14 protein-coding genes are annotated in these 20,339 nt (G+C 34.7%); 7 read left to right on the top strand and 7 right to left on the bottom strand.

The features are described 5' to 3' along the window. Nucleotides 1–65: 65 nt before the first annotated feature. Nucleotides 66–605, top strand: a complete 540-nt coding sequence (locus tag DAY19_RS06985) for a YceI family protein (protein WP_114706484.1) — start codon at nt 66–68, stop codon at nt 603–605. A gap of 61 nt (nt 606–666) precedes the next feature. Here the strand turns inward: DAY19_RS06985 and DAY19_RS06980 are convergent, their stop codons facing one another. After that, nucleotides 667–1,941 carry a dicarboxylate/amino acid:cation symporter gene (locus DAY19_RS06980; RefSeq protein WP_114706483.1) on the bottom strand — a complete coding sequence of 425 codons (1,275 nt, stop codon included), beginning with the start codon at nt 1,939–1,941 and terminating at the stop codon, nt 667–669. Nucleotides 1,942–2,017: 76 nt separating this feature from the next. On the opposite strand from DAY19_RS06980, the gene DAY19_RS06975 reads away from it, so the two are divergent. Further along, nucleotides 2,018–2,599: a DNA-3-methyladenine glycosylase I gene (locus tag DAY19_RS06975; RefSeq protein WP_114706482.1), complete on the top strand. Its 582-nt coding sequence runs from the start codon at nt 2,018–2,020 to the stop codon at nt 2,597–2,599. Here DAY19_RS06975 and DAY19_RS06970 read toward each other — a convergent pair. The 4 genes from DAY19_RS06970 to DAY19_RS06955 form a co-directional block, all read right to left on the bottom strand. After that, complete coding sequence (locus DAY19_RS06970) at nt 2,596–4,395, bottom strand: hypothetical protein (RefSeq protein WP_114706481.1); 1,800 nt, start codon at nt 4,393–4,395, stop codon at nt 2,596–2,598. The genes DAY19_RS06975 and DAY19_RS06970 overlap by 4 nt on opposite strands. Before the next feature lie 3 nt (nt 4,396–4,398). After that, entirely contained in the window at nt 4,399–6,135 is a 1,737-nt protein-coding gene (locus tag DAY19_RS06965; RefSeq protein ID WP_114706480.1) for a phosphatase PAP2 family protein, read from the bottom strand. Between the two features lie 9 nt (nt 6,136–6,144). Further along, the gene (locus DAY19_RS06960) at nt 6,145–8,358 is read right to left on the bottom strand and encodes a BamA/OMP85 family outer membrane protein (protein WP_158536823.1); all 2,214 of its coding nucleotides are present in this window, start codon (nt 8,356–8,358) and stop codon (nt 6,145–6,147) included. A gap of 189 nt (nt 8,359–8,547) precedes the next feature. Beyond that, nucleotides 8,548–11,661, bottom strand: a complete 3,114-nt coding sequence (locus DAY19_RS06955) for an efflux RND transporter permease subunit (RefSeq protein ID WP_114706478.1) — start codon at nt 11,659–11,661, stop codon at nt 8,548–8,550. Between the two features lie 125 nt (nt 11,662–11,786). Here DAY19_RS06955 and msrB point away from each other — a divergent pair, with 125 nt between their 5' ends. From msrB to DAY19_RS06935, 4 genes are all read left to right on the top strand, one after another. Further along, nucleotides 11,787–12,848, top strand: coding sequence for a peptide-methionine (R)-S-oxide reductase MsrB (gene msrB / locus DAY19_RS06950; protein WP_114706477.1), 1,062 nt, complete (start codon nt 11,787–11,789; stop codon nt 12,846–12,848). Nucleotides 12,849–12,922: 74 nt separating this feature from the next. Then, nucleotides 12,923–14,443, top strand: a complete 1,521-nt coding sequence (locus tag DAY19_RS06945) for a hypothetical protein (RefSeq protein ID WP_114706476.1) — start codon at nt 12,923–12,925, stop codon at nt 14,441–14,443. A gap of 4 nt (nt 14,444–14,447) precedes the next feature. Further along, nucleotides 14,448–14,813 (top strand): DUF333 domain-containing protein, encoded by a 366-nt coding sequence (locus tag DAY19_RS06940; RefSeq protein WP_114706475.1) that lies wholly within the window; start codon nt 14,448–14,450, stop codon nt 14,811–14,813. Beyond that, entirely contained in the window at nt 14,806–16,044 is a 1,239-nt protein-coding gene (locus DAY19_RS06935; protein WP_114706474.1) for a C1 family peptidase, read from the top strand. Before DAY19_RS06940 ends, DAY19_RS06935 begins: the two co-directional genes overlap by 8 nt. On the opposite strand, the gene DAY19_RS06930 is transcribed toward DAY19_RS06935, so the two are convergent. Both DAY19_RS06930 and DAY19_RS06925 read right to left on the bottom strand, forming a co-directional pair. Further along, nucleotides 16,032–16,877 (bottom strand): hypothetical protein, encoded by an 846-nt coding sequence (locus DAY19_RS06930; protein ID WP_114706473.1) that lies wholly within the window; start codon nt 16,875–16,877, stop codon nt 16,032–16,034. The genes DAY19_RS06935 and DAY19_RS06930 overlap by 13 nt on opposite strands. A 115-nt stretch (nt 16,878–16,992) precedes the next feature. Further along, complete coding sequence (locus tag DAY19_RS06925) at nt 16,993–17,898, bottom strand: DUF6607 family protein (RefSeq protein WP_114706472.1); 906 nt, start codon at nt 17,896–17,898, stop codon at nt 16,993–16,995. 188 nt (nt 17,899–18,086) lie between these two features. Here DAY19_RS06925 and DAY19_RS06920 point away from each other — a divergent pair, with 188 nt between their 5' ends. After that, nucleotides 18,087–20,303, top strand: coding sequence for an NADP-dependent isocitrate dehydrogenase (locus DAY19_RS06920; protein WP_114706471.1), 2,217 nt, complete (start codon nt 18,087–18,089; stop codon nt 20,301–20,303). The last annotated feature ends 36 nt before the right edge of the window (nt 20,304–20,339 follow it).

Here is a 20,339-nt window from a genome sequence, read left to right as displayed (position 1 = left end):
ACTATGTTTTGCTATTATATTTTTAAGAAATTTCATAATTCAATAATCAAATGGAGGAAAATATTATGAAGAAGTTATTAGTTTTTGCTTTTGCTGCGGTAACGGTTTTAACAACAAATGCAGCGACAATCGACACTGCTAAGTCAACGATTTACTGGCAGGGAACAAAAGTAACAGGTCGCCACTTTGGTACAGTTAAAATTAAATCAGGTGATGTTAAAGTTGAAAAAGGTCAGCTTGTATCAGGAACAGTTGTCGTTGATATGAATTCTTTTACAGCAACAGATCTTGAAGGTGAGTGGCTAGATAAATTAAATGGTCACCTTAAAAATGAAGACTTCTTCAACGTAAAGAAATACCCAACTGCTACATTAAAAATTAAAGAAGTAAAAGGTTTTACAGTAATAGCGGACATGACAATTATGGGTAAAACAAAGGAAGTAACTTTCCTTGCTGCTAATAATGGAAAGAAATTTGTTGGAACACTTGAGTTTGATAGAACAGATTTTGGAATTAAGTACGGATCTAAAAGCTTCTTCAAAAGTTTAGGTGATAAGGCAATTGATAATAAAGTTAGCCTAGCATTTAATGTTGTTCTTAAGTAGTTAGGTTAAGACTCTCTCAAATAGTACATAGGGCCTCAAATGAGGCCCTTTTTTATTTCTTCTAAGTTGCTTCTCTTTTATCTAAGTATCTTTGAGTGACGACAGCACCAATGATATCACCTTCCACATTCACGGCCGTTCTAAATGTGTCTAGAGGCCTTTCAATCACAAGGAGGATACCAATTGCTTCAAGAGGAATCCCGGCCGCTAATAATACCATTTGCATTCCCGACATTGAACCTGATGGCATTCCTGGAGCTCCAACAGATGAGAGCATTGCCATAAAGAATATTGAGAACATGGCAACACCAGATAATTCAATCCCGTAGAGATTTGCCAAAAAGATGGCCGCAATACCTTCAAATAATGCTGTACCATCCATATTCATTGTAGCACCGAGAGGAAAAACAAAACCACTGACTCCTTTTGTAACTCCTAACTCTTCTTCACAAGTTTGCATTGTAACAGGAAGAGTTGCTGAACTTGATGCTGTTGACAGGGCAAGAAGAAGGGGACGGGCCGTCTTTTTAAATAGATCAATTGGATTAAGCTTTCCAAAGAACCAAGCTATTGATGGTAAAACCAAAAGGCCGTGAACCATGGTGGCCCCAAAGACTAGTAGGGCAAATGAAAGCAGCTCACTAAAGATATCTCCAGAAACCTTCACCTTAAAATCAAAGACGATGGCAAAGATTCCAATTGGACTAAGGTTAATAATCCAATGAAGTACCTTATTTATGACAATATTGAGGTCCTTTACGATTTGATATAGTGGATTTGATGTATGATGAACAATTAATAATGACATCCCAAGTAGAAGTGCCGCAGTTACAATTCCTAAAATATTATTATTTGCAAGAGCGTGAAATGGGTTAACAAGAGCTGTCTCAAATACTTTCTTAATAACTACAGGAATCGAGTTTGAGCCTTCTTCAATAAACTGAGCAGGCTTTTGTTGAGTAATTGTATCCTTGGTCTTTATGGTAACACCTGAATTCTTCCATGGATGAATAAAGAAAACAGCAGTAAGGCCAATCATAATTGCGATAATCGTCGTTGAGACATAGTAAGTGATAGTCACTAGTCCCATTGATTTAAGCTTTGTGATTTCACCAATATTGATAATCCCTCCGATAAGAGAGAAGAAAATCATTGGTGCAATCATCATCTTAAGAGCACTAATAAATACTGACTTAATCATAACGATTATTTGATAGAAGTTTGGTGGCGTCTTCATTGTTGCCCAAGATGGGTCACCAAAAATTGACCCAAATATATACCCTAGAATCCCAGCGATAAGGACCCAGAAGCTAAGATTTTTAACGACTTTTTTCATTTATTTTCCTTCTTTAAAGCACTAGCTTATATTTTAATACTTAACCGTAATTAAAAAAAGAGATATAATTTTTTCTATGAAAGAAAGATGCCCGTGGCTTAAATTAACTAACGACCAATATGTGAAGTACCATGACCGTGAATGGGGAAGACCTGTGCATGATGATCAAGTATTATTTGAATTCCTCATTTTAGAGGGTGCCCAGGCCGGGCTTAGCTGGGAAACAGTTCTCAAGAAGCGTGATAATTATCGTAAGGCCTTTTACCAATTTGATATAAAGAAGGTCTCAAAGATTACCCCTGCTAAAGTTGAAAAACTTATGAATAATCCAGGAATTATTAGAAATCGCCTTAAAATCGAGTCAACTATTTCAAACGCAAAGGCTTTTTTAAAGATTCAAAAAGAGTTTGGTAGCTTTGATAAGTATATCTGGTCTTTTACAGAGGGAAAAACTATATATAACTCATTTAAAAATCTAAAAGAATATCCCTCTAAAACACAATTAAGTGATGATATATCAAAAGATTTGAAAAAAAGAGGTTTTCGTTTTGTCGGAAGTACTATTGTTTATGCATTTCTTCAGGCATGTGGAATCGTTCAAGATCATAGTACTAATTGTTATTTACATGGAAAGAAATTAAGGCGATTAAAAGATTAGTAGAGATTTCCCTTTATATATCCTTGTCCCATTAAATCGTTAATTCCAATTATATTGACCATTGCTTTTTGCACGACTGGTGCTAGCTTTGATGACTTTAGTCCATGAACAAGAAGCTTGGCCTTTTCTTTTACCGAGATATTTGAACGTAATTTATTAAATAGCTTATATACTCTTTGTGCTAATTTTAAGTTTTCAAGTTGTTTAAGTTTCTTCTTTTGATTAGCTGAAAGATGATTTCTCTTACGGACAGAATGTTCGTACACATAATTATCTCTTCTAAAGTCGTTGCGATCTTCTTCACTTATCCATATTAGAGAATCTGTATATTCAAATGCTAATGCAATGGACTCCCAAAGGGTGAAGTCATCGACTTCTATAAGCTCCTCAATTGCCTTTGTTGAAAAGATAAGTGATGAATAAATTTGGACTTTTCCATAGTCTTGGTTTTTATCGAAATCAATTCTCATCCCATTATCAAGGTAGCGCTCATATAAAAAGTCTGCCTCTTTGTTTAACTCTCTTCCTGAACTGTCATCATCAGAATAAGAGTAATTGATAGTTAGGCTAAAAGACTTTGTCGCATTATCATTTGTAGGTACAACGGCCTTTAAGTTATAATTTCTTTTCTCCTTGCCTGAGAATCCTTTATGATCACTGACCTTTGAATAAATTATTTCTTCGTACTTTAGGTTTTCACCATCTTTAAACCTAGTTTCATATTTTCCGTTTTCACTTATATAGCGGGCACCTGTCTTCCATAGAACAAAGTTTAAACCCCAGTTAAATTCAGAATTATTTCTTTGGCCTTCTTTTTTCATGAAAAGTTCGACACTCTCATTTCCACTTTCTTCTAGATCTTGAATCTCTGAAAAGTCTTGATCAAGAAAACTCAGGTAAGCTTTAAGTCCTTCTGGTGAACTCAAATCAAGGCGGTAGATTAGTTGATTTATTTCTTGTTTGCTCTTTTTTAGATTAAAGACAATAGGAGAGTAGCCCTGTGATTCATTAATACCGATTGAAATTGGAAGATCAATAATCTCATCGACAATTAAACTTAAGCCTAGTCCTGCACCTTTAGACATATCATCGAGGTGCTTTATTGTTATTATTGCAATGTCATTTTGTTCTTTCTCAATTGTTACATCTAATGATTTTGAAATTTTCAATTTTGCTTTTGGTGCAAAAGTCGTAACTTCTGGAATCACAACATTTAGAAAATCAAGCCAAAGAAGGTTTACTCTTGAAGCAAAACCAGATGTTAGGACAGTATTTACTTGTTGACCCACTCTTAACGAATTAAATCTCTCACGTGAAGTCGGTAAGTCTATCACTTCCATATGCTTTAGCTCAATAGCTTCTTCATAACTATCTACAGCTGTTGCCTTAGAGAAATGTCTTTCTTCAGTTGGAGTACCCTGAATGAATGGTAAAGAAGATCTAATTAAAAAGTTTGTTCCTAAATAGGCCATTTGCTTAAGAATTGGCACACCCACAGATATAGAATCAACAACAATGTATTTTCCATCTAAAGATGGCATAATTTGACGTTGAACTTTTGGCCCAAACCAGCCTTTTTGATAAATTGTTCCAAAATATTGGAGTTTAAGCTGAGTATCAACCCAGTCAGAGTTCTCTTGTAATTCTTCTAGGTCACGCCAACGCTTATTTATAGTTTTATTAATATCTAATAAAACATCCTGATTATCAGAAACACTATAATCAATGGCATAAGTACTTGAACTTACGCCAATTGATAGTATTAAAGTGAATATGATAACCAGTACTGTTTTCAAGTATTACTCAGACTCTTTATTATTAAAAACTAGTTGATAATAATCGATAGGCCAAGCTCTAAGGTCTTTTTGCCCATCTACCTTATAAGTTACAGCAGCACCGTTTAGATCTCCAGTTACTGGCGTAAAACTTACTGGGCCGTCTTCTTTTTTATCAAATAAACGATACATAATTTTACCTGATACCCATCCAATTAGGGCCCCGAGAGTAACGTCAGAGAACCAGTGAGCATTCTTGTAGACTCTTGCAAAACTCGTTAAAGCAGCAAGAGAATAGGCTGCAATCGGTACAATTTTTGTGTCTTTAAACTCTGTTGCAAATACAGTCATAACTGACCATGCTCCAGCAGAGTGACCAGAAGAGAAAGAAGTGTTATTTCGTCCAAAGTTTACACCATCGAAGTGATATGGACCTTTTCCTTCACGAGGTCTTGCACGTGAGCTCAATGACTTAAGTAATTGAGTTGCTAATTGTCCAATTAGAACGGCCCCGACACTTCTAACGGCAGCTCTTTTAAATTGATCATTCTTAAAAACAAGTCCGATTGCCATTGAAGCACCAACTACAGGAAGCAGTCCTGCTTTTTCTCCAAAGAGGTTAGTAAAGTCAGTAATTGTTGTCATTGTATCGTTCTTATTATCTTGTACAAAATCCATCAAAGGCTTATCAAAGGCCATCATTACACCAACAACACCAAGTGTTTTTAGCATCATTGATTTTTCAGAATCAGAGAATTCAATAGGCATAAAGATTGAACGATCATTACCTTTTTTACTTTTGATTAATTCTTTTAAGTCATCATTGCTAAGCATTGATTGTTGAAGTTCACTAGCTTCTTGTATTTTATTATTTAAATCTAAAAGACTCGTTGTTTGAGGGACTTTTCCTATTTTTTTAAGCTCTTTACTTACTTTTCTTAGCTCTGATCTTTTTACATCTTCACTTGTTTCAATTAATGATGCTAAATTTGCCATTCTCTCTTTTGCATCTGTTAGATTTTGATTGTCTGCAAATAGCTCAAATAGTTCTAATAGAGCTTGAGATTTTGTGCGTCCGTCATTTGCTTCAACTATCTGATTCATTAGAATTGCAGCTTGATATTCGTAAATATCTTTATCTTCAGACTTTCTATTAAGCCAAACTTCATTTTTAAAGTCGGCCAACCCTTTTTTTAGAGCTACTGTTTTTGAATTAGCTAGATTTTCTTCAACTTCTCTTGAAAATCTTGAATTTGGATAATTGTTTAAGAAGTCTTGGTTAACAAGAATTGACTCATTAACGATATTATTAGCACTACCATCTGCTTTTACAAAATTACCAATTGGCATATTTTTAATGTCTTTAGGTAGGTTCTGATTATAGAGGTTTGCCATTTGAAAATGCATTAGCTCTGACTGTGGATGATCCTTTATTAGTTTTTTTAGAGATAATGAGAAGTTTACATAATCATTAAGGAAGTTCCCTTCATAAAGCTCATTTAGTAATTTGATATCTAGCCCTTGCTCAAGAGCTTTAGATTGATCCTTAACCATTGCTAATTGAAAGCTTCGAGCCGCTTTACAATGCTTATCTGAATTAGCATAGCGCTCGGCCTTATCAAGTGACTCTTCAAATGAAACATCTTTAATATCAAAGTCTTTCTTTAATCTGTCACATACTTTTAAGTTTTGTGCCTGGACACTAACTCCACTTATAATGGTAAGGGCCATTATGAGCTGAGGTAATTGATTCTTCTTCATTACAATCTCCTATAAGTTGTAAGCTGGATCATAATCTCCAATTATAAAATAAAAAGGTTTTGTTATATCATTTTGTCTGCTTATGAGTGGGATAGTGACACCTGCTTCAAATGTTTCTTGTACAAAGCCTGCGTTCATGTGAGCGCGTAGCCCAAGACCACCAACTACTCTAAAGTCATCAAATGCGAAGTCACTACTACCTGGAGCAAATGCATCTAAAAAGAGTACACCGCTAAAGATATCCTTATATATTGGAAGACTATATGTGAGGTTCGCTGAGATCATTGAGTTAGATCCGAGTTGGCCATCCTTATTTATTGATCCATACTCAAACCCACGAATAGTTCCATTTCCTCCACCTTGTAGTCTTTCATAAAAAGGAGTACTTTGAGATGCATATCCTAGGGTTACTCTTCCTGAAATTTGATGTTTACCACCTTCATCATTTTCATAAATATCTCTTGTTACTTGAGCATTAACGACACCTTTAAAGAATAATTCCTGATTATGAAATGAAGGTAGAAGATGTACAGATATTACACCATTAGTTTTTTCTTCTTTATCTTGAATTCGATATGCGAAAGAACCAATGAGGCCACTTACAACATCTTTTGTGTCAGATAAGTCGATATTATCTGAGTACTGTTGTGATAAGCTATCAATGGAAACAAACTCGAGGCGAGTTCCTAGCCCTAGACTTATATTCTTATTTATTTGTTTTTCAAACATTATTCTAAGAGCTGTTTTCTTTTCTTTATAATGGTAACTTCTCTCAAAATCATGATTGGCACTGATATTAAGATCAATTTCAGATCCAAAAATATTCTCATTATTATAAACAAGCCCAACACGGTTTATTTCTTTTGAGATCATTGTTGATAGGGCAAGTGATGTTCCTGTACCAAAGAGATTATTGTCACTTAAAGAAACTCCAAAACCTGCTCCACCATAGGCTGAACCAAGTGAGAATTGGATTGTTTGAGTACTATTTTCTTGAAGCTGAATGACTACTTTTCCAGCACTTGTTGTCATTGGGAAGAAGTCAATTTTTACATCTTTAAAGAAACCAGTTTTATAAAGGTTCAATATAGACTCATTAATCTTACTCGTATTTGCCATTTCTCCGATATTAAAATTTAACTTTTCATAAATAACTTCTGGCACTGTTTTTGTATTACCAATTATTTCAATTTTAATAATCTTTTGCGGCTTACCTTCATTGATAACTAGTGTTGCGCTCTCACTCTTATCGTCATAATTCATCGTTATTTGTGTGAAGATGTAACCATTATTTCCGTATAGTTCTCGCACTCTTTGAATGGCCTCTCTTTGCTTCTTTATTGAAAAGGCCGTGGGTAACTTTGTGTTTAAAATATTAAGAATTTCTTGAGTTTCTAAAAAAGAGTTACCTTCAATTGATAATTTGTTTAATTTTAATTGCTTGTTTTCACTGATTTTAAAGTAAATATCTGCTTCATCTTTTTTAACTTTATAATCTGCTTCTACTTCAATGTTGATGAAACCACTTTCCATATAATGACGTTTAATGATTTCGATATCATTCAAGTATTCTTCTTCAATAAAGAGATTCTTTGAGAAGAAAGAAGACTCTTTAGATTTGATAATTTTATTTAATTCTTTATCAGTGAAATAATTATTACCAGTAATTTTAATGTCATCAATTTTAACTTCAGCTGTATTTAGGAGAACTTTAAAGTCGATGATAATTTCGGACTCACTATTTAGCTCTAGTTTCTTTTTAACTTTAACAAGAGGATATCCTTTTTTCTTATAGAAGTTTTCAATAGAGGAGATATCAAGCATCATATCCTTGGACTTAAAAATCCCTCCTCGTCTTAATTTAAGCTCCTTCCTTAAGTCATTATCAATGTCATTTTTGTCTTTTTCTATACTTTCAATACTTATTAGAATTCTTTTGATAATTCTTTTCTTTTGCATTTCAAATTTGATCGAAATGCTACTTGAATCTATTGGCAGTACTTCAAGTTCAACATTTTCATATGTTTCATCATTTTTCTTTTTTAAGTTTTCAAGATCATTTGTTACTTTGATGATATCAAGAGTTTCACCTGTCTTACTTTCAAGCTCTTCAATTCCGAATAAGAGATTATTTCCAATATCTTCACCCAAATCATTTTCGATTGTAATGTCATTGATTACTAAGTCCATTTCCATGGAATCTTGAGCATAGACCTGTGCCATACTTAGGTACAAGTAGGTGAGGAGTATAGTGAATATACCTGTTTTCAAAGAGAGCTTTGTCATATGACAAAACTAACATTATTTATTAACTGTTAAGCCTATTTTGAAAATTATGGCCATATGTATAAAATTTGAACAAGTTAAATCAATATGTAACCCCTTGAAAGTATTTGTTTCCAAGGGGCAATATTATAAGAATGCTTCTTCTTGTTGCTCTTCTTTCGTCACAAGAAATCTTGATAAAAGAGAGAAGATTGATGGTGTTAGAAAAAGTGTAATGATTGTGGAAATGGCCAGACCCCATCCCATTGTAAGCATCATTTCTGCTAACATTGAATCATAACCAGCAAACCCATAGGCCGTAGGAAGTACTCCAATAACTGTCGTTAATGTAGTTAAGATAATTGCTCTAAGTCTTGTGGAAGAGATTTGTGCGATCTGCTTATAAAGTTGAGTCTTGTGCGTTGTATACTTTGTCTCTCTAATAAGTTTATCAATGAGGACAATCGAGTCGTTTACAACAACCCCAACCATTCCAAGGGCCCCAATAACTGCGAAGAAGCCGAAGATCTCCATGCCGTGGGCCATGAGAATATAGATAACTCCTGAAATCCCAATAGGTATAATTGTCATAATAATTAGAGGTGCAGACAATGATTTAAACTGAATTGTTAAAATCATATAAATAAGAGCGATAACTAAAAATCCTGCCATCTTAAAATCACCAGTCGATTCTCTTGTTTCTTCAATTTCTCCAACAAAGTTTATAATTGCAGATGGATATTCTTTTAAAATCTCTGGGAAAACTTCGTTCTCGTAATATTCAGCAATCTCAAGTGGTGTAGTATTTGCACCTTCTTCTATATCCGAATAAACCATTGTTGTTCGTTTGAAATCAACGCGCTCAATATTTGATGGTTTTACAACCTCTTCAATTGTAATAAATCGTGAAATTGGTACGTAACCACCTTTTCCATTATCAATTCTTAACTGTTTTAGCTTTTCAATATCAACTTTGTAATTCTTTGCGACAGTTAGTCTTACCTCAACCTCTTCATCAGTACTCTTAAGAGTATAGAGAATAGTACCTTGGACAAATGTACGTAGAGAAGTGGTTACATCACTAGGAGTAAGGCCAAAGCGTAGGATCTCATTTTGGTTAATTTTAAAGTTGAATTCTTTTGTATTTATTGGTCTTTCAATTTCAACATTTTTTAACTTCTTATTATTCTTTTGATGATCGGCAATAAGATTGGCAATTTTCTCTCTAACTTCGTCATCATTATCTTGAATTTGCGCCTCAATTGTTGAACCTGAGCCACTTCCCCAGCGTGATTTAAAGAAGCGTATTTCTTTTATATTTGGAAGGTCTTTAGTTCTCTCTTTTAAGATATCAACGATATCATTTGCTGATAATTCTCTTTCATCGGCAGGTAAAATCTCTACAGTGATACTTGCTCGATTATAGTTTACAGCTCCTCCACGACGAGATTGACCTACGTTAGAGCGAAAACCAACAATACTTAGTCGTTGTGATTCTTCAAGTAAGATATCTTCAAGAGGTTTTAGGTACTCATTGATTTCAGCTTTAGATGTACCTTTCTCTGTATATACACTTAGGCTAAGCTCTTTACTTTCTTCTCGCGGAAACATGACAAACTTTAATTTTGTCGTAAAAAGATATCCTGATAAAACGGTTGAACAAATAAAGAATAAGATTATTAAAAATCTAAAGTTTAGTGCCTTCTCTAAGAAGTTTGCATAGACTTGTTCGTATTTTCTAAACCAACTTACTTCATGTTTCTTCTTTGGTTTTCTTTGATAAACGTGGGCCGGTAAAACAGAGAATGACTCTATAAGTGAAGCCACTAACATCATTGTAATAATAAATGGAAGTACGGCCACGAACTTTCCAAACCATCCACCGAAGAAAAGAAGGGGAACAAAGGCAACGCATGTTGTGGCGATGGCACTAGTAATTGGCATTAGTAACTTAGTTACTTCTGTTGTAACCTTATCCATTAATTCTTTTAATGTGCCTTTATGATCTTCTGTAATTCGGCCAACATTTTCTGCAACAATAATTGCATCATCAACCACGATTCCCATTACAATAATAATAGCGGCCAGAGTCATATTATTGATTGTGAAATCAAAGATGAGCATACAAATTAGGGTAAAGCATAGAGTAAAAGGAATCCCCATACTTACCCAAATCCCCGATTTGAAATCAAGGAATAGGAAGAGAACGAGAACAATAAGACCAAACCCTAGAAGCCCATTACTTGCTACAATTGATAGGCGGTTTTTTACATCATATGATTCATCATCGAGAGTCACAATCCTTAAATCATCAAGTTGACCCTTCTTATACTTTTCAATAAAGGCAAGTGTTGCTTTATTGGCCGCTAGGATATCAACATTATGACTCTTTTTAAGGTTGAGCATTATCCCTTCGTGGCCATTGATTTTATAAATTGAATTCGTTTTTTCAAAAGACTTTTTAAAACTTGCGATTTGATCGAGGCTGACACCATCACCTTCGTAATTACCTGTTACCATCAAGTCTTTAAAGTCTGATTCATCAACTAATTCATTAATAGAGGTAACCTTTGATTGTTGTGTATCTTCTAATACACCAATCGGTGCTCGAATATGACTTTCTCTTAAACTTCTTACAACGTTGTGAATTGAGATTCTGTTTTGCTTGATTTTATATGGGTCAAGAAGGACATGATTTTCTGGATCAAGGTAACCACTTCGAGTAACAGACGATACTGCAGGTAGCGCTTTAACTTGTGTTTCAAAGTTTCTAACAAGCTGTTGCAGTCTTGCTCGGTCTTCAACTGTTAAGTCTCTCTTTCCCTCTAGGTAAAACCCAACATCGATATAGGCTTTTTCAGATGATTTAAATTGTCTAAATGTTGGAATCTCTGCTTCACTAGGTAGATCGGCCCTAAGTACGGCATCTTGAATGTCGAGATAGACTTCTCTTGGATTAGGGTAGTTCTCAAGCATAACAACAGTAATTGAACTTGAGCCAGTTGAGGAAACAGATCGCACTTCATCTAGGCCTGCTACATTTTTTAATTCTTCTTCAATGGGTTTTGTAATAAAGAATTCAATATCCTCAGCACTTGCTCCAGGGTAAATTGTGGAAACACGAACATAAGGTGACTCAAACTCTGGCATTTCTTCTTTTGGAATTTTTGTCCAAGCAAAAATGGCAATAACAAATACACTGAAGAAAAGAACGTTTGAGATAAGTAGGTTATCGATAAAGTATTGAATGAGTTTTTTCATAAGACAATTTTAAGTGGCCGTAATCAGGAGGTCAAACCTTTCATTGATAATATTATGTAACAATTAGGCCATCAGCTACGAATACTTATACGAGAACCTGTTATAATAGTTTCATGGAGGTATAAATGAAGATTATTACAGCTGTATACCTATTTATCGGCCTTCTTTTCGCTAATAATATTAATGCTGCCAAGATTACTCTCGGTGGTGGCTGTTTCTGGTGTATGGAAGCTCCATTTGAAAAAATTAAGGGAGTGAAAAGTGTTACCTCTGGTTACATGTCCCCTGATAATACTAAAGATTTAGTTAAGCCTACTTACCAAATCGTATCATCAGGTAAAAGCGAGTATGTTGAAGTTGTCCAAATTGTTTATGATGATAAGAAAGTTCAACTCGAACAAATCTTAGATATCTATTGGAATAATATAAATCCAACTGACGAAGGAGGACAATTTGCAGATAGGGGAAATCAATATCGTACTGTGATCTTTTATGAAAATGAAAAACAAAAGAATATAGCGCAAAACTCGAAGAATAATCTTGAAGCATGTAAGAAGTATGATTCACCAATAGTTACGGCAATAGAAAAGGGATCGACTTTCTATCCAGCTGAAGAGTATCATCAAGACTATTACAAGAAAAACCCAATTAGATATAAGACTTATAAAGAGCTATCTGGCCGAGGACAATTTATTCGAAACAATTCTTCAAAACCTCTGAAATGCGAAGAAACAAAAAAGGATAATAAAGTGTATAAGAAACCAAGCGAAAAAGAATTAAAGGAAAAGCTATCTTCATTAGAATATGAAGTAACTCAAAAAGAAGGGACTGAGCGTCCATTTGCTAATAAGTATTGGGATCATAAAGAAGAAGGAATCTATGTTGATATAACAACAGGTGAGCCACTTTTTAGTTCTCTTGATAAATATGATTCTGGTTCAGGATGGCCAGCCTTTACTAAACCAATAGATAAAGACTTAGTTAAAACGAAAGAGGATAATAAACTCTTTATGACTCGAATCGAGGTACGATCGAAGTCTGGAGATGCCCACCTCGGTCACGTTTTTGACGATGGCCCAGGCCCTGAAGGGAAGCGCTATTGTATCAACTCAGCATCTTTGCGCTTTATTCCTAAACAAGATTTAGAGAAAGAAGGTTATGGTGAGTATCAAAAACTGTTTAAATAGCTAAAATTACATATATTCTTTAGCTAAACACTCTAAAGATTAGGCCCAAGTATCCGATATGAGGACGAGGGCCTATGAAAAGACTAAATACTTTAATAATTCTATCTTCAATTATTCACTTTCAGATTTATGCTTCTTGTGGAGGAGCATTTAAATCGTTTCTTGGTATAAAGAAAAACTCGTTCTATGACACTCCTGAATTTGAATTAAAGGAGAAGATTAACAAACTAGAGACCTTAAATCGTCGTCTTCGTAATACTAGTGAACACAAAGAGCCTGCAATGTCTCTTTCTGTATGGAAGAAGATTGAGAAACTCGATAATAACTTATTTACTAAGCATTATTCAGTGAATGTAAGAGACTGGAGAGTATTCTTTAGAGATTTTGAAGTAAACTTTATCTCTTTTAAACGTATGAAAGATATATCTGACTTTCTTTCATCTACTGATGTCACAAAAACAAAGCTTAAAAAATATTTGAAAGAAAAAGAGTACTCGGATGAATTCAATGAGTTTATTTTATCAAAGTTTGATAATTCACCGAATGTCGACTTATTTAAGATTGAAGTTGATAAGGAAGCAGAAAGAAATATTATTAATATAGGTAATGATTATTATGAATACCGCTTAGTTCGTGAGCATATTAGAGACCTTGAAAATAGTGATCTATGTAATAAGGAATGCCAAGTAGAGCTTAAAAAACTTATGGCAAACCTTGGTGTTGCAAGTGATAGAGAAAAAAGTACTCTTCCAATATTTTTCAAAGGAGAGAGTCGTCCAGAGTTAGATGATATAACTCGAATTGTTCACGAAAATCCAATGGCCTTAATTACAAAACTAAAGAAGGAAAGAAACTCTGAAGTTGTCAATTGGCTATATTCACTATTATTACAACCCGAAATAGTTGATACCTTTATGGGCCTTATTTATAAGTCAAAACATATCGGTAAGTATCGAGCAGTACGCTTATTCCAAGCTTTCTATAATGCTAGAGCAAGAAGACTACACTTTCCAAAGATTAATAATATTGTAAAAAGTTTCAGTAATGACTTAGTAAAGAGTTATTCAAATTTAAAAACAGTAAATACGACAATTCCTAAAGATGAACTTCTCGTGACTTTTGCTCGAATGGTTGATGCACTTGCTGTGAAGAAGTATAAGCTTCTCAAGCAGTATGCAAAAGAAAATGATCCTAAATTTTATGAGAGAATGCTGGCCGCTGAAGAGAAGGCAAATGCACGTGGTGATATTAGTATCACTCATCGTCGTTCTGTAATTGGACAACTTGTACAATTTATACCAGCTTCAACTCCTATTTACCTCTATCAAAGATCGAAGCTTGAAGAAAGGGCAACTGTTGAAGAAGTAAATGAAGATGGTGAAGTTATCGAATCAAATGATGATGGAAGTGTTGAGGTTGAAGAAGTTATTGTAGAAATTGAGCACGGCGATGAAATGGATAAAACATTAGAAGAAGTAGCTGAAGTTATTGCACAAGAAACAAGTGATACTACTCGTGATCCTTCATCTGTACAGGGTAATTGGGTAGAGAAGTTCTTTTATCGTATCAAACAATTTTTCAAGGCCAAAGGATAGGTCGATGTTTAAGATGATAATACTATCTACATTTACAATTTTCTTTACCTTTGATCTTTTTGCAAAAGATTTTCAAATTATGAAAATTTATGAAAAAGATAAATTCAAAGAAGTAAAAATCTATAAAGAAGGCAGCGGTAAAAATACCGTATTTATGAATGATACTTGTAAGAAATCAAAAGACTGTCTTAAGCGAAGGGGAAAGCAAAAGAAGGCTCGTGGACTAGCTGGCCACCCTGGCTCAAAAGCATGTAAAGCAATAGGTAATTCTGAATATAAAATTTTAAAAATGAAAAATGGTAATCAAATCGGCTTTTGCCGCTTTTCAGATGGAAGTATGATTAGTGCGTGGAGTCTGCTACGTGATTAAAATATTTATCTTTTCTATTCTTTCATTAACAACCTTTGCAAAGCTTGAAATTACTGAAGAAATGAAGTGGAATGAATATAATCATGCTGCTTATCAACAACTTCCTCCTATGGGGAGTGAAAGAGTGACAAGTCAGCTAGAGGTAAAGAGTAAGCCAATCATTCGTGATCAAGATGGATTTGGTTCATGTTACTTATTTGCTACCACTTCTTTATTAGATCAAGCTTGTATTAAAAGTGGAGCTTGTGATGAGGATAAACAAATTTCCGTTCTAGATGTACTTGGGAAGACTCAATTACAAAATGGTAATTCTAAAGAATTCTTAGGACTAAATGGTGGAAATATTCCTCAAGTTACTAGATCATTAACAAATGGTAAAAAAGTTGATTTATCATTTTCAACTGAAGAATGTGCACCTTATCAACAAATTGAAAACTACAATGGCCAAGCAAATGGGGACTTTGATATCGAAGAGCATCCCCAATTAAAGGCCATGAATGATATTTATTATCAGGTAAAAAAAGAAACTGAGAGTGATGGGTTTTGTAGGCCTTGTAATGAAGAGTTTTTTAAGAAGTACTATCCATTTAGTACGGATATGATTGAAAACTTATCGAGGGCAGCTACTAAAATCGCTTCAATCAACGCTTTTGAAGAGTTCTTAAATGAAGTACTGATACCTAAAAAATGTCGAGATGAAAAAGAGAAGGTTAAGATACCAGGAGTAAAGTTTCATCAAGAACATATTTCTGATAAAGATAAATTTAGAAAGAAAATGATTGAGTTATTTGAGAATGATCAATCAGCTGCGATATCAAGCTGTACTTGGCAACGCTATTGTGAAGGAGAGGATGATATTAGTGATATGTCAATGTGTCCTCAAGAGAAGAGAAAGCGTTCGTGTGGCGGTCATGCCTATCTTTTAAGCGGATTTAGAACTATCTGTGATAGCAATGGTGAATGTCGTAATCAATATAAAGTCCACAATAGTTGGGGGACTCATTTTAATGTATTCAATGATAATGGTTGGGTAGAAGAAGGCCCTCTTTTTGATGCCTATAAAGACTTCAGCAATCAACTTGTCACTTATGTGGAAAGCGAACCTAAGAAAATAGAAAGAAGTGATTTCTCAAGGTCAGGAATATACTATTGTGATGGTGTTAGGGGTGCCGGTGATAATGTTTGGGCAAATAAAATGCAACGAGCAGGACATCGTTGTTACTTGCGATAAGTTTTTGCCTCAATCTTTTTAGTACAGCCATCTTCAAACGTTTCTTGATTAATATAAGTTGTATTCTTGTAACGTTGTAAGTCTCTTTTGGCCCTACGTGTTTTATTATAGAAGAAGACATCATCTTCTATTTTCTTTGCATCGAGATTACATTCAGAAGACCATGTACTTGTAACTTTTATCATTTGCTCTGCAACCTTTACAAGATTTGTAACTGACATATACTCACTTGTTGAAGCTGTTTGTACACTACAGTCGTAACATTCATCTGATTTATTATCTTCTAAATCGATATCTTGAGAGTAATGAGAAAGGTTTATTAGGCCTTCTTTATGAAGGTGATTTAATTTTTCTTTTTTCTGATCTGATAGGGGTGATGAATTCTTAATTTCATCTCTAATTACTTTATTAATTAAGATATTAATATATGAATTGTTTTTAAATTGGTCATGGTTATTGCGGATATAGTCTGTCGCATAGTTAAACTTATATGTGTCTGACATCCTATTTAGACTTATTTCGACTTTCTTAGCGTCTCGTTTATTTAAAAGGTTTTGATCATTTACTGTTCTTAAACGATAAAGAGAATCAAATTTAGCTAAGTTTTCTTCATCTAATAATGAAGTTAATACTAACTTCGTTTGTCCCTGGTTTTTTGAATCATTCAAAATTTTTGCAATTTTTACGGGAGACTCTTTTATAAGTTGCTGCTTACAATCTGAGTCTTTTAAACATTGATCAATTTCAAATTCAATCCCATTTGAAGCTTGGTATGTAGAAGCATGGGCCATTGATGAGGTTAAAAAGACTAAAAGATAAACGTTTTTAAGCATATTTTCCCGTAAAGTATCGGTGATTAATAAGATAAACTAATTATACCACGGGCAGAGTAAATAAAAAGGCCTGTGAAAAACAGGCCCTTTTTTATTCTATAATATTGTAATTAAATTATTCTACGATATGAGACTCAATTAAGTCCTTGATTTCTTGAGTCGCAAGTTCTGAATTATAACCAGGCATTGTAGAGAACTTATCATCAAGGGCGAAAAGTCTAGACCACATTGGTGCCCCTGTTTTTTTGAAGTCAAAACGAATTGATGGGCGAGAGTAAAGTGTAGCATCCCATACTTTGACTACGTCACGCCAAAATAGTTTATGCTCTTTCCACCAATCACGTGCAGGCTGACATCTCTTATCATCAACTTTTACATAAGTATTGTAGCTCTTTTCCATAGCAAGTTTCAGTTCCATTCCATTTTCAAGCATATTAACTTTTACATTATCTTGATCATGAACGTGCCCGTATGAAGTTTGCTCGTGACGATTTGTTCTCCTAAGTACATTGTAATCTGAACGAATAGAGAATTCTCTTCTTGGTAGAGGTGCGTTGGCCGTACATTCCCAAAATGATTTCTTATCAGTATGAATCCAAGGTGCAGAGCACTCATATCTTGGAGAGTCATCCACTTGATATACTCTTTGTACCCAATTACCTTGTGGGTTCTTTACTGTACGGTTATTCCAGTTTGAAAAGCCTCTATAATCTAGTGCATTTGAAGCTTCCCAATCCCATTGCTGTCGCCAATGCTTTACAATGGCGTGTGGAGTAACAAGAATGTGTTGAATATTAACTGAGTCTTTATCTTCAGAATCAACAAAGATCCACTCAAGAGCTCCAGAAGCGTAGCGGTCATAAAAGTCATAGCCGCTGTTGTAAGCAAAAGTCTCGGCCGACTGAAACTTAATCTCGTAACACCCTGTCATTTTCTTAATTTCTTGGATGTCTTTATTTTTATCGATAGTAATTCCTGCAAATGCTGGAAGTGCAAGTGCGAGAAGTAAAAATACTTTCATTATTTATCTCCCTTAGTAATTTTCATTAGGTTGATTGTTAGAAATAATGTTTGAAGTGTCAAACTAAAATAAAGTAAACAAGTCTAGTTTTATGGGGTGTGACGCATAGATCGTGGACGAAGTAGCTGGTTTTATTATAGGATAAGGCGTTTTATAATCACTTCATAACAAATAACACGGGATGTAAAATGTCACAAATTATTTACACTATTACTGATGAAGCGCCAGCTCTTGCTACGCAGTCACTTCTTCCAATTGTAAAAGCTTTTACAAAGCATGCAGGTATCGATGTTACGACTCGTGATATCTCTCTTGCTGGAAGAATCTTAGCTCATTTTCCAGAGTTTTTAACAGATGAGCAAAAGCAATCAGATGACCTTGCTTACTTAGGTGAGTTAGCAAAGAAGGCCGAAGCTAATATTATTAAGCTTCCAAATATCTCAGCATCTATTCCACAATTATCTGCTGCAATTAAAGAGCTTCAAGATCACGGTTTTAAAGTTCCTAATTACCCAGATTCTCCTTCAACTGATGAAGAAAAAGATATTCAAGCTCGTTATGCAAAAGTTCTTGGTTCTGCCGTTAACCCTGTTTTACGTGAAGGAAATTCTGATCGTCGTGTTGCTGGTCCTGTAAAGGAATATGCAAAAGCTAATCCACATAGAATGGGTGAGTGGAAGAGTGATTCAAAGTCACATGTTGCACATATGGAAGCAAATGACTTTTATGGTTCTGAAAAGTCAGCAATTATGCCAAATGCTACTGATGTAAAAATCACACTTAAGCAAAATGATGGTTCAGAGGTTGTTTTAAAAGAAAAAGTTTCACTTCTTAAAGATGAAATCATTGATGCAGGTGTAATGAGTGCAAAAGCACTTAGAGAATACTTTGCAAAGAATATTCAAGATGCAAAAGAGAAAGACATTCTTTTCTCTGTTCACTTGAAAGCAACAATGATGAAAGTTAGTGATCCAATTATGTTTGGTCACTGTGTAGAAGTATATTTCAAAGATGTTTTCGAAAAATATGCAGCTGAGTTTAAAGAACTTGGTGTTAATTCGGCAAACGGACTAGGTTCAGTTTATGCAAAACTTGCTGGCCTTCCAGCTGAAAAGAAAGCAGAGATCGAAGGTGCACTAGATGCAGCTATTGCAAATGGGCCTCGTCTAGCTATGGTTGACTCAGATAAAGGTATCACAAACCTTCACGTACCATCTGATGTTATTATCGATGCATCTATGCCTGCAGCAATTAGAACTTCAGGACAAATGTGGAATAAAGATAATAAAACTGAAGATACTAAATTCTGTATCCCAGATAGAAGTTATGCTCAGATGTACCAAGAAGTTATTACTTTCTGTAAAGAAAATGGTGCCTTTGATCCAAAGACAATGGGAACAGTTCCTAACGTTGGTCTTATGGCAAAGAAAGCTGAAGAATATGGATCACATGATAAAACTTTCAAAATCCCTGCAGCAGGAGAAGTCGTTGTTACTGACTCTGAAGGGAACACTATCTTTACTCACACAGTAGAAGAAGGTGATATTTGGAGAATGTGTCAAACTAAAGACGTTGCAGTTCGTGACTGGGTTAAACTTGGTGTTACACGTGCTCGTCTAACAAATACTCCGGCCGTATTCTGGCTTGATGAAAACCGTGGCCATGATGCTAACTTAATCAAGAAAGTTAATGAGTACTTAAAAGATCACGATACAGATGGGCTTGAAATTAAGATTCTTGATCCAGTTAAAGCAATTCGTTACTCAATGGAGAGAATCATTAAGGGTGAAGATACAATTTCTGTAACAGGTAACGTATTACGTGATTACCTAACAGATCTTTTCCCAATTTTAGAGCTTGGAACTTCTGCAAAGATGCTTTCAATTGTTCCTCTTCTTGCTGGTGGTGGATTATTTGAAACTGGTGCTGGTGGATCAGCTCCAAAGCATGTTCAACAATTCACAGCTGAAAATCACCTAAGATGGGACTCTCTAGGGGAGTTCTTAGCACTTGGTGTTTCTCTTGAAGATCTTGCAATTAAAACTGGTAACTCAAAAGCTAAGGTTCTTGCTAAAACTCTTGATGAAGCAAATAGTGCATTCCTTAAGAATGATAAGTCTCCATCAAGAAAAGTTGGTGAACTAGATAACCGTGGCTCTCATTACTATCTAGCTCAGTACTGGGCAAAGGCACTTGCTGATCAAAATGACGATGCTGAGCTTAAAGAGATCTTTACTCCAGTTGCTTCAAACCTAGTTGAAAATGAAGCTAAGATCGTTGAAGAATTAAATAGTGCACAAGGTGTTGCCGTTGATATGGGTGGATACTATCATCCTAATTTTGAACTTGTTGCTAAAGCAATGAGACCATCTCAAACACTTAACTCTGTGATTGATTCACTTTAAAAAAATAAAAAGGCCCTCTTAATGAAGAGGGCCTTC

This window comes from Halobacteriovorax vibrionivorans, from assembly GCF_003346865.1.
GTDB classification, from domain to species: Bacteria; Bdellovibrionota; Bacteriovoracia; order Bacteriovoracales; family Bacteriovoracaceae; genus Halobacteriovorax_A; species Halobacteriovorax_A vibrionivorans.
This window is presented reverse-complemented; position numbering and strand designations above follow the sequence as displayed.

Excerpts from the sequence above, each read along its gene's own strand:
- DAY19_RS06945 (WP_114706476.1), top strand. The coding sequence starts at position 12,923 with ATGAAAAGACTAAATACTTTAATAATTCTATCTTCAATTATTCACTTT.
- DAY19_RS06930 (WP_114706473.1), bottom strand. The coding sequence starts at position 16,877 with ATGCTTAAAAACGTTTATCTTTTAGTCTTTTTAACCTCATCAATGGCC.
- DAY19_RS06920 (WP_114706471.1), top strand. The coding sequence starts at position 18,087 with ATGTCACAAATTATTTACACTATTACTGATGAAGCGCCAGCTCTTGCT.
- DAY19_RS06955 (WP_114706478.1), bottom strand. The coding sequence starts at position 11,661 with ATGAAAAAACTCATTCAATACTTTATCGATAACCTACTTATCTCAAAC.
- DAY19_RS06965 (WP_114706480.1), bottom strand. The coding sequence starts at position 6,135 with ATGAAGAAGAATCAATTACCTCAGCTCATAATGGCCCTTACCATTATA.
- msrB (WP_114706477.1), top strand. The coding sequence starts at position 11,787 with ATGAAGATTATTACAGCTGTATACCTATTTATCGGCCTTCTTTTCGCT.
- DAY19_RS06975 (WP_114706482.1), top strand. The coding sequence starts at position 2,018 with ATGAAAGAAAGATGCCCGTGGCTTAAATTAACTAACGACCAATATGTG.
- DAY19_RS06940 (WP_114706475.1), top strand. The coding sequence starts at position 14,448 with ATGTTTAAGATGATAATACTATCTACATTTACAATTTTCTTTACCTTT.
- DAY19_RS06960 (WP_158536823.1), bottom strand. The coding sequence starts at position 8,358 with ATGGCACAGGTCTATGCTCAAGATTCCATGGAAATGGACTTAGTAATC.
- DAY19_RS06985 (WP_114706484.1), top strand. The coding sequence starts at position 66 with ATGAAGAAGTTATTAGTTTTTGCTTTTGCTGCGGTAACGGTTTTAACA.
- DAY19_RS06980 (WP_114706483.1), bottom strand. The coding sequence starts at position 1,941 with ATGAAAAAAGTCGTTAAAAATCTTAGCTTCTGGGTCCTTATCGCTGGG.
- DAY19_RS06925 (WP_114706472.1), bottom strand. The coding sequence starts at position 17,898 with ATGAAAGTATTTTTACTTCTCGCACTTGCACTTCCAGCATTTGCAGGA.